The 13,781-nt window shown below is 41.6% G+C and carries 10 protein-coding genes; 1 reads left to right on the top strand and 9 read right to left on the bottom strand.

What is annotated here, in order from left to right; translation table 11 throughout:
• Window positions 1-16: 16 nt before the first annotated feature.
• Together OL444_RS23525 and OL444_RS23520 are read right to left on the bottom strand one after the other, a co-directional pair.
• Window positions 17-3,886 (bottom strand): hypothetical protein, encoded by a 3,870-nt coding sequence (locus OL444_RS23525; protein ID WP_264729390.1) that lies wholly within the window; start codon window positions 3,884-3,886, stop codon window positions 17-19.
• 205 nt (window positions 3,887-4,091) lie between these two features.
• A complete protein-coding gene (locus tag OL444_RS23520) occupies window positions 4,092-4,223 on the bottom strand; it encodes a hypothetical protein (RefSeq protein WP_264729391.1) in 132 nt (43 codons plus the stop codon).
• Between the two features lie 597 nt (window positions 4,224-4,820).
• On the opposite strand from OL444_RS23520, the gene OL444_RS23515 reads away from it, so the two are divergent.
• Complete coding sequence (locus OL444_RS23515) at window positions 4,821-5,651, top strand: class I SAM-dependent methyltransferase (RefSeq protein ID WP_264729392.1); 831 nt, start codon at window positions 4,821-4,823, stop codon at window positions 5,649-5,651.
• A gap of 121 nt (window positions 5,652-5,772) precedes the next feature.
• Here OL444_RS23515 and OL444_RS23510 read toward each other — a convergent pair whose 3' ends face one another.
• From OL444_RS23510 to OL444_RS23480, 7 genes are all read right to left on the bottom strand, one after another.
• On the bottom strand, window positions 5,773-6,024 hold the full coding sequence (locus OL444_RS23510) for a hypothetical protein (RefSeq protein ID WP_264729393.1): 252 nt from the start codon (window positions 6,022-6,024) through the stop codon (window positions 5,773-5,775).
• Between the two features lie 34 nt (window positions 6,025-6,058).
• Complete coding sequence (locus OL444_RS23505) at window positions 6,059-6,442, bottom strand: hypothetical protein (RefSeq protein ID WP_264729394.1); 384 nt, start codon at window positions 6,440-6,442, stop codon at window positions 6,059-6,061.
• 277 nt (window positions 6,443-6,719) lie between these two features.
• Window positions 6,720-7,175: an SMI1/KNR4 family protein gene (locus OL444_RS23500; protein WP_264729395.1), complete on the bottom strand. Its 456-nt coding sequence runs from the start codon at window positions 7,173-7,175 to the stop codon at window positions 6,720-6,722.
• Window positions 7,176-7,268: 93 nt separating this feature from the next.
• Window positions 7,269-7,955, bottom strand: coding sequence for a hypothetical protein (locus tag OL444_RS23495; protein ID WP_264729396.1), 687 nt, complete (start codon window positions 7,953-7,955; stop codon window positions 7,269-7,271).
• Window positions 7,956-7,990: 35 nt separating this feature from the next.
• A complete protein-coding gene (locus OL444_RS23490) occupies window positions 7,991-8,677 on the bottom strand; it encodes a hypothetical protein (RefSeq protein ID WP_264729397.1) in 687 nt (228 codons plus the stop codon).
• 26 nt (window positions 8,678-8,703) lie between these two features.
• A complete protein-coding gene (locus tag OL444_RS23485; RefSeq protein ID WP_264729398.1) occupies window positions 8,704-9,390 on the bottom strand; it encodes a hypothetical protein in 687 nt (228 codons plus the stop codon).
• 10 nt (window positions 9,391-9,400) lie between these two features.
• The gene (locus OL444_RS23480) at window positions 9,401-13,765 is read right to left on the bottom strand and encodes a DUF6443 domain-containing protein (protein WP_264729399.1); all 4,365 of its coding nucleotides are present in this window, start codon (window positions 13,763-13,765) and stop codon (window positions 9,401-9,403) included.
• Between the last annotated feature and the right edge of the window lie 16 nt (window positions 13,766-13,781).

The raw sequence follows: 13,781 nt of genomic DNA, 5'->3' as shown, positions 1-13,781 counted from the left end.
TCAGCATGGTTGCTTATCAGTAACAGGTTTCATAAGCCAGGCTATAGTTGCTGGATGGTTGCACCCGATAAGGTTTTTCACTTACCAGTACCTGCCTGTACATATAGTTTACCGTGCCATCACATAAGATGGATTGAATACCGACACCTGGTTCCAGTACGTTAACTGTTAGTGATGATACAGGTCTTGGTGCGTTACCCTGTGGATCCGAGAACGTACGAATCACAACGTCGCCATAAGGGCCCGATCTGTTTTCAACACACACCCTTACATAAATCGGTCTGCTATCCGGGCAGGTACTGTTATCTGTACCAACATTGGTCCAGCGTGTCTGGTTATAGGAAGGGCTGCAAGGATTCATATCCTTTTCTTCCCTTTCCTTCTGGCCGGTATTGTACATCGGATTGCCGGGATCTTTCACACACCTGTTGTTGCCGGTTGGCTGCCATGCGGTAACTTCAAGACCACAGGAAAGGAAGTTTTCCCATTTCCGTGTGCCGTAGGTCTTACTGGCCGGATTTCTGTCTTCCATTTCCTGCTGCTGTATATTGGAGGTAAACGCCGGATTCTGCGGACAGGGAAGACATTTGAAATTATACAGGCGTGCCCATACCGGAGTGGGGTTGTAGTTGGGTTTTACCACCTGGTATTGGTGTGCTTTCAGAATGTTGCCATCCATATCTTTTATCGCCTTGATGCGGCCGAAATCATCATAGCTGTAATACTGCATCCTGGTATTGGGATCTGCTACAGTAGTCACGCCTGCACCTGGTTTAAAGCTATAGGTGTTAATAGTAGCACCGCGGGGATACAGGCACAAGGCATCTATCATGCCATTACCTTTTACTGCAATGGTCGTTTTGCCGGTAACCTCGTGGGTAAAGAGGTTCCATCCGTTATAGGTATGTTTTAACAACGGAGATCCTGTGGTACCGTCAATCGTTAATGCGCTGCCTTTGATCCAATAGGAAATGACGTAGGTACGACTGCTGGTCAGGCCGGCTTTTGTGATACCGGTGGTACCGGCTGTTGCGATGTTAAAAACTTTATCGCCGGAAGGGGCAGTGGCGTCTTTAACGGCAGTACCGGTGAAGCTCCAGTTACCTTTATAGTCTGTTTCAAAAGAAGTAAAGGCGAGTTCATTTTGTGGGGTATTGATAGCACCTGCGATAACATCATCGCGGTCATCTATCAGCCTGGCATGTATTTCTCCACCAGCAGGACGGCTTTCCAGCATACGGCCCAGGTGATTGTATTGAGTCAGTGTAACGGTTTCCTGGAAGCCTGTGTAAGGCAACAATTGGGTAGCCGGTGTGCTGTTGTCCGGTAAAGTGTTTTTTACGATCGGTGCATCACTGAACAGCTCATAGGTTTTGTAAGGGAGAATGAAGTTGTTGCCAAAGTCATTATAGTCTGTTACTTTGGCGTTCACCAGCAGGTATTCATTTACACCGTTTCTTTTTGACCAGGTTTCAGTCGCAATTTGTGGTGCGATGATTTTTTTGGACAATAATTTGGTGATGGCAGCACCCGCACCCAGGTTATAGTCGAACGGATAAAAATATTTCTGAATGATGTCTTTCCCGGAGAGGTGTCTGGTCACTTTCTTCAATACAAGATATAAAGGATCGTACACATATTCCATTGACTGGGAAATGGTTTGGTTATTATCTGTGTAGATATTTTCTATCGTCTTTTTTAATTCTACGCGGCCGGTGATGGGATAGTAGTTTTTCAGGCTATATACAAACCGCAGTGGTTTAGGTTCGCTGGAGTATACGTCTACTTCTGCTTTCTGTGCCACATACATGGAGCGGAACTGTGCCGTCTCTTTTTTGAGCGATTTAATATCGTATTCATGGATTGTTTCTCTCAGCAATTTGCCGTTTTTATCGTAGGTCGCTTCTTTTAACAGTTGTCCTAAAGCCCAGGTGGGTCTGTCAATAGGTCTGTATGGGAATCTGTCCGGCTGGGCCCAGAGGTTGGTATAACTCAGATCTGTATATTCTCTAACAATTTTACCGGTATTGTTATTGGTGCTGCCAAAAATTTCTTCCACCCGGCGATAGCCGACAGGAGATCCTTCTATGTAAGAAAGATTGTTAACCGGGTGACTGGTATAATGGTAAACATAGTATTTCACCTGTGGATTGGATGGCCAGCTGCCGTTGTCATGATAAATGGGTATGGTATAGGTATATTCCGGTAAATCACCCAGAAAGCCGGAAGAGGTACCATCTGTATTCGTGTACTTGTATTCCCGGGTACTTATGACAGCGGGGCTGGCATTATTGGAGAGTATCCGTTTTTTAATTCTTAATCCACCTGTTACCTGTTTAGTAGCTCCCTGCTGCAGGTCGTTGGGTTCATATTCAAACTCTTCAGATCCGCCTGTCGGATAGTAGATTTTTTTCAGGGCGCCTATCCGGGTATAGGTAAGATCCGGTGTTCTGTCTGCCGGTGTATTAGGTGTTACCGGGTAGGGAATGAGGTAATCTTCTTTACCTTTTCCATTAAAATATCCCCAGTGATCCAGTCCCATATAAGGGCGGGTACGGTCATATAAATTACTGTCCAGATAATAATCAAAAAGATATTGCAGCTGGATGTTACCATTGGGCGTAATATCGTTGAGGCTTTCCAGAAACAGCTGTTTTCTGTTGATATTGGAATAAGCCGTGTCTTTACCCAGGCGGTTGATGGTGAGATAATTTTTTTCATCATCATATCCCTGGTAACTAAAGGCGGTGCTTTTTAGCAGCTCGTTGCCGGGAGCATAAAAATTGATCTTCCTGATTAATGGATTTTGAAGGAGTTCGCCATAGGAAGTATTAAAGTAGTCGAAGGTAACAGCCGTCTTGTCTGAGAAGGTGATACTGCTGATGTAGGGTTCATTGCTTTTGGAGCTTAATGAACTTCCGACGCCGGTATAATAGGATTGATTCGATTGCTTTCTGGCGTGCTGATAGTTATAATAATATTTGTAATCCGTATCGGTGACACTAAATTTTCGTTCACCATATTTTATAGTGACGCTATCTGTATTAAAGGGGCTTACAATTTTAGTCAGCAACCAGGACGAAACATAGGCGCTTTTCAGGTAAGTTTGAAAATCGTCTCTATTCCCCAATGTAACCATACCGATTTCCTGGTTTATTTCTACTTCCTGAAAGTGGTACCGGATACCTTTTTCATCGATGATGGTAAAGGCGCTTATCTTGCTGCCTACTTTTAAATTGATCCCCTGGTTATCTTGTTTTACGATCGTATAGCTGGTGTCAGGAATAATCTGTAAGGGCTGGTCCGGTACATTGAGTATCTGCCAGTCTTTTCCGATATAGAATTTTCCTGATCTGCCGAGAATATTGTATTCGAAGATGTCGAACTGGGAGTCAGAAATGCCGCGGTCATATTCAAATACGGGGTCGGCATATCCTACGCGGTAGTCGCCGTCATTTCTGTAGGCCACATCTGGTTTGAACAGGATACCGTTGTACTGGTCATCTATGACGTTGTTCCAGGCATAGGGCACCGTGTTTTTGTAATCATCCGGTACGCCGCGTTTATGGCGTGTAATGATACCGCCGGTATTCAGCATCCATCCACGGCCTACAGTGGAGCCTGGAGATTCTGCCTGGAGGCCGCCGCCAGCTGCATACATCATGTTCAGTGAAAAGCTGATATCGCCCTGCTGCTTTTTGAACAATGGGTAACTCAGCTGTATCTGGCCGGTAAAGAGATTGGCCGGTACATTGTCTACTTTACTGAAAGCATAGGCAGTGGGGCTTTGGACACTGAAACTATTGAAGTCACCTGGTCGTTCCTGAGCTTTCGTCGATATGGCGCATAGCGATAGCCATAACGAAAGGAATAGGTTTCTTTTCATTTATAGGGATTTATTGATTCATCGTTCACTAGGCACCTATGGTCTCGCAGACAGGGTATTCAGCCATATGTTGTATACATGGTAGTTTACAGGGTAATGCAGACAGGACAGTATAAGTACTGCCTGCAATAGTAGAGATAATTAAACAACAATGTTTATCCCGTAAATTAACAATGCGTTAATTATTACAGAGGTCCGATCGTATTTAAAGCGTATAGTCGTTTACGATGGAGCTATAGTTGTGGTGAAAGGTTCTTGGATATTGGTTATGCCGGGGTTGATCGGGTGTGTGTCTTTGGGTGTCATCAGGATGATAAGAACGGGATAATTTTTTCATCGTACGTTGTTTAATGGCGGATAGTTATTACCAGTGAAGTGAGCGACTTAACAATACTGATCTGGCTTTATAAGGGGGATTGATGTTTAGGAAGTTACGGAAGGCATGTTTCCCTGTATCTCCGTAATGATGCTCCTGCGCTTTACAACTCAGTTATACGGGAGAGCTAAGCTATTTGTCCTATGATAAATATCCTATAAAGGGAAAAATGGAAAATATTGCTGCGTGCATTGAACAAAATTGTCTGCAGGCTGTTGTTGTTGGGTACTTGTTTTGGTATGCTGCTGACGGCTACCATTGTTTTTATTTCAACCATTATATATAAGCGGAATTACCCGCAAAGCGGCCTTGCTGCAGTGATACCTGCCCTATGCGGTCGCGCGGCAGTTTAATAATGGACCACTTGCCAACAGGCGGCGGCTCATATGAAATTGAACCTCAGAATAATATACAGGGTAAGCGGGGTTAATTTAGCAAATAGCATACTTTGTTATTACCACTTGTCATTTTTGAAGCAGTAATTCATTTGTACGTTTCATATTCGTATTGACAATTGATGCTAACTATCCCTCTATCAACCTAACTAATTTCACGAACATGCGACTTTTTGCAAAACGACTGCTGAAGCAATTTGCTTTACCTGTATACCTCCGCATGAGAGGTATGTATTATCATGGAAATGAGGTGCATTGCCCCTGCTGTAACAGTTCCTTCTCCCGGTTTTTACCTACTGGTGTAAACAGGCGACCGGCGCAATGTCCGCGTTGCCGGTCCAATGAACGCGACAGAGCGCTCTGGCTCTACCTGGATCGTCATCCGGACTTCATCAGACCCGGTAAGAAATTGCTGCATATCGGACCGGAAACGCTCTTTTACAATCGCTTTAAAAAAGTCAAAGGGCTGCATTATACACCGGCTGATAAATTTGTGAAGATGTTTGAACGTTGTTATCCAAAGGATACCCTGTTTCTGGATATCGTAGATATGCCCGAAATACCGGATAACACCTATGATGTTATTCTTTGTTCGCATGTACTGGAATATATCAGAGAAGATGATCAGGCCATGCGCGAATTATTCCGCGTATTAAAGCCAGATGGTATTGCCCAGATACAAGTACCCATAAAACCCGGATTAAAGGTGACCCATGAAGATGATACCATTACCACTGCTGCTGAAAGAGCCGCTGTTTTCGGTGACCCGGGACATATCCGTTTTTATGGGGCAGACTATGAAAGTAAATTACTGGCGCAGGGATTTGAAACGGCCTTTACTCCCTTCCCGCAATTGTTTGCTCCGGCTGAAATAAAACGATATGGCCTGGTCGCGACAGATGATTTCCAGCTCGCGAAAAAAAGCGTGGCGGCAGTGCAGCTGATTCAACAGATTATTAGTTGCCAGTTGCTGTGGGTGCCGGTATTGTTGTAAATGTAGATTATTGATTGTTTCAGATGTGAAGTAGCCGGTTCTGAATGGAGCCGGCTGCTTTTAAAGAAGTCCAGCTTACTACTACTGCTAAAAAATTGAAAGCGGGAAACGAAGGGGGGGATTAAAAATTATCCGTTGTTATATGATGTAATATAGCTCCTTCTTTATCAAAAATTGTGCATTCGACATCTTTGTTTTCGCTTACAATTTCTCGTGCAGCAGGCAATGCGATGTTTACATCATTAAATATTGTAAAGGCATTCTTAAAGTCACCATTAACTATTTCATAGTTTTCATCTATTATATGTCCCGTGGAAGCTTTGGCCCTGAGCAATGCCACTTGACTGCCTTCTAAGTAAGGAAGATTTTCCATAGTAACGATTTTTATATGGTTAATTTTTAACTGTTTAATCGCTAAAAGTGCTTTTTAAGCCTCTGGTTATAGGTCTAATATTTATAATTATAAATAGCAGGAAAGTCCATAAAGAAAAAGGTTGCACTTTTAAATCTAATCCTACCTTATTTAAGCTAAATCCAAACGAGTAGAATTCTATAACCGGAGTAAATGCAATTAAATTAAAGGCGCCAAGAAACAGTGTGATAAAAGTGACGATTTTTCCAATTTTAGCGTTAAATACTGTTGCGACTATACTTGCCAATACCCAAAATACTCCCCAATAATGCTTATTACCTAATGTTATATTAGTAGTTGAAATTGTGTATATACTATACCCCAATGCTATTATCAATATTGCAAGTGGTGCATGTTGTATATTCTTTTTAAAATTCATGACATATAATTTAAAATTTATATTATTGCGGTGTGCGTCTTCCAATCCTTATTTGTAAAGGCGAATTAATTTTTACGAGGTAAATTCCGATCTTTTTACTACTTGCTTTTGCTTGATAGAAGTGCTTTCAGAGGGGCATTTGGAAGAATACCTGCATGCTTCTTCATACAGGTATTCTTCAATGCTGTTGATAGCCGCCTTTCTGTTACAGACATCGTTTAAAAAAACTTTTTAGGTTAGGTTTAAAATCAAAAGATCCAGCTTGGGGTGCAAAAGATCAATTAGATTCCTTATGTAAATACTTTAAAAATTCCAAAAAGTTCGCTCCACAAAATATAGCCTCATCATCCATTAGCATTCCAATAAACTCAAATGTAACTATTGACGATTCTTTCTTATTGAAAGCATATGCTGTTCCTCCCAAATTAGAACCAAAGATAAAATAACCTGCTGCATAAAGATCCACTTCATAATCTTTGTTTAAGTCAATAAGCTCTTCAACTCCCCATAACTTTAAATATTGATTATTCCCTATTTTCCCTTCTGCTCCGTTGTACTGCTTAATAAAGTCAATATAGTCTACCGGAGGGGTAAAATCAATTTGTGACAGAAAAACAGTTAATACATTCGGATCTACCGGAGGATTCTTTTCTAATAATTGAATATATTCTTGCATAACTATATTTGTTTTTTTAATTCCCACATTTTTGCATTCCACCAGTTTGGGTTGCAAAAAGTCGATTAGATCCCTTATCACTTTTTTTCTGTCATTGTATAGCTTTTACTGCAATGCTTAATCTGTCTTTTTCTTAAGATGATCCTGGAATTATATAGATATTGTTGGTGAAAGCTTTTTAAACCTCTCCATCTCCTGGAAACAATCTTCCGGCATATTCCACTCAACTAGCTGAGAATTATAGATCTCCAGCAGTTGAGGTCGTTGGGGATTGTTATTAAGTTTCGCGGCAATTAAACCTTTAATATATCTAAATAAGTCATTTATTGCGTGTACAGAATCTTCTTTAGGGTGGCTGTTTAACAAAATATCAACTCTTTCAATCGTGTTGTTTTCTAAATAATAGGGCATGGCTACATTTACAAACGTATTGTACAATGCAGTTCCAATAGATTCAATGTCGACTTCGGAAAAGATCAATAATTCGAGGCTTTCATTTTTTTTACGATTTATTCCATCTGGATTAGCTATCAGGTTTGCAATAAAGTTTCCTAATGTAATAAAGTCCCATTCGCTTGTTAGGTAATTGTTTACGGTTATTTCTTTATAGTATTTTTCAATCGGCCCAATACTTATTTTAGCATTGGGCTCAATTAAAAATCCTTTTTCTTTAGTTTGAATAACTGTTCTATTATAGATGTTAAAGTCAAAATAATAAGTGACCTGCTTTTCTTTCCGTATAAAACCTTGCTCCTTAAGGTCAGCCTTGAAGTCAAAAGAGTTCAGTTTAGGTTGAAGTAAATCAAGCAGGTCTCTTATTACTTGTTTTTGTGTCATTATTTAAACATTAATCAGAATGTGTTTATGAACGATTATCTGGATATTTCAGGTAAAATGCTTTTAAGTTGTTCCATCTCGCGGACGCTATCCTCATCCATATCCCATTCAATTATTAATGAATTATACGTTTCAATTAATTGAAAGAGTTTAGGGTTTTTATTTAGCTTTGCTGCTATTATTCCTTTAATAAATCTCCATAATTCATTGGTCATATGAACGGAGTCTTCTCTTGGGGTACTGTTTAATAATTCATCTACTTTTTCAATACTGTTGTTAGTAAGAAAGTAAGGAATTGCTACGTCAATAAATTTGGTATATAACTCCGTTGCGACATACTGTATCTCCTCTTCATTCCAAATAATTAAATCAAGGCTTTCGTTTTTTTTTCTATTGATACCATCAGGATTTGCCAAAAATGTAGCAATGTTGTTGCCAATTGTCGTGAAGTTCCATTCGGAAGTAAGAGAGGCATTTACTGTAATGGCTTTGTAGTATCGCTCAATCTCATCAAATCCTATTCTAATATATGGTTCAATCAAAAAACCTTTATCACCCGATTTTATGTTAGTCCTATTGTATAAGAGAAAATAAAAATAATAGGTTATCATACCATCTTTTCGATAAAAGCCTTGTTCTTTTAAATTAGGCTTAAAGTCGAAAGAGTCAAGTTTAGGTTGTAGCAAAGAAATTAAATCTCTTAATAACTTTTTTTGAGTCATATTACATTTTCAGTATAATTGAATGTTTATGAAGTGATTTTTGATAAGTTCTTTTTCAGGTTTTCCATCTCTTGAAAGCAATCCGGATCCATATCTCGTTCGATGAGTAGGTTACTGTAAGTTTCGATTAATTGATGTAGCTTGGGGTTGTTGTTCAGTTTTGCGGCTATTAATCCTTTGATGAATCTCCACAAGTCGTTAACCAGGTGAACTGAATACTCTTTTGGATAACTATTAAGTAATTCATCAACTCTGGAAATTGTATTGTTCATTAGGAAGTATGGCATTGCTACGTTAGTAAATTTATTATATATTTCTGTCGCTACTTCGTATAAATCTGTTTCAGTAAATATTAATAAATCAAGGCTTTTATTCCTTTGTCTGTTGATACCATCCGGATTAGCTAATAGATTGGCTATATTGTTTCCAAGAGTAGTGAAATTCCATTCACTCGTAAGATAGCTATTTACCGTAATCTCTTTGTAGTATCTCTCTATTGCCTGAATACCAATCTTGGCGTTAGGTTCAATTAAATATCCTTTTTCCCCGGTTTGAATTACTGTTCTATTATAAATATTGAAAAAGTAAAAGTATGTCGCATGTTCATCCTTCCTGAAAAATCCCTGTTCTTTCAAGTTTGGCTTGAAGTTGAATGGGCTTAATTTTGGTTGTAATAACTCAATTAAATCCCTTAATACTTTTTTTTGTGTCATTTAATATACTTTAGTTAGATTTAAATAATAGCCCTGTTTTGGAGTCCCATCTAAAAATGGTTGTTTTTACTTTTGATGGATCAATTGTTTTGCCAACAAATTCTCCGGCATTGGTACCTGTTAAAATACCTTTATCTCCATCAGTATAAAATAATTTTTGTGCATTTGATAAATTGGATTTATCAACTTTAGATTCAAATACACCGATTACTTTTCTTTCCTTAATAACTACAAAGTCTGCTATCATCTTTGCTCCATCCATTTTAATTTGTACCTGTTCTAAAATTTCCGCATTCGGATATTGCTTTTCTAATACCCCCTTTGTTAAAGCTTCACCTAGATCCCCTTTAGCTTTTGGAGCCATTCCTTCACTAAATGGATTAACTCTTGTTGGAGCTAGTACAGGATTTCTGGCACCTTTCAATCCGGCAACAATCTCATTGCCCGCATATCCAATAGCGGCATTAATTAATGTTTCTGCCAGGGCTTCTTTTCCCTTATAGCTATATGCTGCTTTTACCTGCGGATCCCTGGCATTGCCAGTATACTCTGCGTATGAATAAACATTCATTGGAGCAGCCACAGTAGCGGCAGTGGCATACAGCGCTGCTTTCAGGAATGATTTCATTCCGGAGAAGGTACCCGGGAACCAGCTACCTGGTGGTAACCCTGGTAATTTACCGTTTTCATCAATGAACTTTAGGGGATTATTCAGCGCATAACTATATGGGGACCATTTCCGGGAGGAATCACTAAGCGGATCTATATTGTGCCATCTCCCAATCTGCTGATCATACATCCTGGCACCAAAATCATACATCTCCAGGCCTGTACCATCCTTGAACTCCTTATGCTGTAATTCCTGCCCATTGTACTTAAATTGATTCTCCGGATAATTTTTACCCTTCAACGCATTCGAACTAATCCCTGCCATCGTCAGCCCAAACGGATAGTAATGCGTCTCTTCGAGTACCGGGCTAGGAACTCTGCCTACAATAAGATTGTCAAAGTAGATATCCTGTGGTGCTTCATTGCTGGTGTAAACATATAAGAAACCATTTTTTGAGATAGGCATCTTATCCACCACCAACGTCTGTAATTCATCCGGGGTTCCTTTTACCTGTCGTACACCACTATTGGATGCTACTAATTTAAACTGATCGTCAAACAATACAAAATTTAAATAGGCCTTTGGTTGGTGCTGTTGGTGTTGATCTGTAGCTGTTTCTTTTAAGGTTTGATATTGATCGTTGTAAAAGTCGAGCGTGAAGGGGGTATTATTGAGGGATGGCGCTTCACCATGCTGCGTATTTTCTCCGGAAGCGCCTCCAAATGTCTGTATGAGATCTGTGAGCATGACTGCAGCGGGGATGGGCTCATTTTGCTGTACGGGGTCTTGCGATTTATAAAATGCTTTGACGCCTATTTGTATCGTATCACCGGCCATTACCCGCAGCACGAGGGAGGGGCCGATCTTTTTGCCACCTGCTTTTGCCTGGAGTCGCGCAACGGACGTATTTTCGGGTGTCGTTTCGTCCTGTGGATAGCCTGCGGGCTTCTCCACACGGGTTTCTTCGATATTGCTGAATAGCTGGTTTTCTGTGGCCGCCTGATTGGTTTCCATGGTGGCGGCATACATGGTAAAGTCAGTTTGTTCGGTCAATACCAGTCGTACATTGCCCAGGTGATCGGTTTCAAAATAATCATACACGAAGGAGAGGGGTTGCCCTGTTTTATATACCGGGCGTATTCTCCCTTCGGCTGTTTGGATGAATTGAAGGGTATCTTTTACAAACACACAGTCTTCCAGGTAATCTGTAATGGTGACGCTACCCGCGCCGGTAACATCCGTTACCTTTTTGCGCAGTTTATTCCCGGTGGCATCATAGGTGTATTCAATGTAGCCTTTACTCAATAGGGTGATACTGTCTGGCAGGTTCAGGTAATTATAGTTATTAATGGCCAGCTGTTTATTCATATCAAACTTTAGGTTGCCATTGGGATCGTAGGCATAGTCCTGGCTTTCGTTATTGGCTGTTTCTTTAAAATCGCCGAGGGTACTTTGCGGATCATTGCGCCGGTCGGTCACAAAAAACAGCTTATTGCTGTTGGGGATGTATCCGTATTTGAGACTGTCAATCGTTTGACTGCCGGCGCCTTTTAGACCTTTCTGCTGGAGGGATAGTATATTTCCGTTCTGGTCATATGTTAATCCGCTGACGGAAAAATCTGTGGGCGTTTTACTCCAGGCAGTGGTACCGGTATTTTGCTGATTAAAATCTGCCGCAGTGAGCCGGTTAATATTATCGTAGGTAAAGTCGTATTTCCGGGCTACCGGATCCCCTTTACTGCGCCATGCGGCGCCGCTGATATTACCATTGAACTGAGGTTTGGTATAGTTGGTAGCTGCGATGATGGAGGTGGCCTGATCATATCCCAGCTCGTAGCCAAAGTAATTCCCGGCGGCTGTTTTTACATAATTCCGGTTGGCGCCCAGCAGCCAGCCCCGTATGTTATAATCGAATACCAGGCTATCGAGGTGGTTGCCCAGTATTTTGGTACGTAGCTGCCCGAGGGCATTGTAACGCAGTTGTGTCGTCGTTTTCAGGGTGCCCGCATCGTTTACCTGCCGGGCGATGCTGATAGGGCGACTACCATGATCAAAGCCGAAAACGGTCAGCACCCGTGTATCCGGACTGGTACTACTGCGTGGATTTTTGCGATGTGTGTAGGTGCTGATTATTTTGCCTTCAAAGTCGTACAGGTAGCTGATCATATCTTTGCCGTTGTTGATATTGTCCGATACGGTTTGTATCTGCCGGCCTTTGTCGTCATAATAAATACTGCTGGTAAGAAATTGGGTAGTACCCAGGATACGTCTTTTGGTACCTGTTACCATGCCGTGCGTCATGCTGCTATAGGTGGTGACTGTTTCAGCAGTGGTGCTGGCACCTGGCTGTAGTTTGGTCAGGTCTGCCGGTTCCAGTGGTAAGGCGCCGGTATAATTATAATGATCATAAAAGGTATAGGTTAATGGGGTGAGATCTTTTGGATCAATTGTCAGTGTGGCTGTGGCATTGGTGGTGGTAGTACCGGCCGTAAGGGTGGGGTTGATGTCTGCCGTAAATGTGGCTGGAGAGCCGGCGTCAAAGCCATTTTCAAAAGTCACACTGTTGGTGGCTTCAAATTTATCTTCCTGGTTGTAGGTGGCGATAACCAGGTCGGCGATGCCCGGGAAGATGAAATCAATCGCAGCTGTGATAGGAGTGGTGTTGAGATCGGCCTGTAAAGCCGCCCGGGTAGCCTTGGATTGGTAAAGGGCGGTCATGGTAATCCGGTTCTGGCTATCATAAAACCTGGTCAGCCATTGTTCTTTGGCTTTCAGGTTGCCATCCTGAGAACATACCAACCGGTCCCGTACATCATACACCATTTCCTGGAGTCCAGCTCCCGGTATTTTCTTCCGGATCAGCCGTCCACGTTCATCGTATTCCATGCTAAAACATAATTCTGCTGCTACATCAGCCAAGCCATTGAATGACCAGGTGCCAGACAGGGCTGCTGCTGCTTTCGGAGGGATGACAAAACGGAGGTTATTAAAATCATCATACACATAATAGGTACATAGGTAATCGGTGTGGGGATTCACGGGAGAATTGGCCCATTGTATTTTACGCAGTATCAGCTTCCCTTCTTTATCTGTAAATTCTATGAGTTGTTTCCCATGCTCGTCTGTGGTGATATTTTTATATAGTTCCCCTTCCTGGTAGTTGCCGGAAGTGGGGAGGGCATCTGCATTGTAGCCAATGGACCAGCGTTTCACGGCATCTGCTGCCGTATTTACCGCATAACCTGTTTTGATGGTATGCCCGGAACCTGGTTGCCAGGTTTGTCCGGTGGCTCCTTTTTCCACAGATCTGTTGAGGGGGGAGAATTCAAGCTGCTGTTGTTCAAAGGGGAAATTATCTTTCACCACGTCGGGGTTGGTACTATTAGCCGGACTGAAAAAGGTAGCCTGGTCGGCGTAAGTACCAGCCCTGAAACTACCGGGTGCCGTTGCAGAGAGATCAGCATAGGGCAATCGTTGCTTCACCACTCTTCCATAAACATCATATTCAAGGGGGGCGATGATATCTTTTTTACCAGGGCTGTTTTGAATAACGGTTGACTGTTGTAGTCTGCCAAGGCCATCAAAATAGCTGACCGATTTATTCGATTTTTCCGGTGGAAGGGCATCTACCTGGGACTTGTTAGTAATACCCTGGCTATGTACCGTTGTAACATGGATAAAATTATGTTGTGTGCTTACCTGTGAGTAGGCAGACCTTAACAATAGGGTAAGGAATATGATAATGATAAAGCGATATGATTTCATAAGAGCAATGTTATAG

Source organism: Chitinophaga nivalis (assembly GCF_025989125.1).
Taxonomy (GTDB): domain Bacteria; phylum Bacteroidota; class Bacteroidia; order Chitinophagales; family Chitinophagaceae; genus Chitinophaga; species Chitinophaga nivalis.
This window is presented reverse-complemented; position numbering and strand designations above follow the sequence as displayed.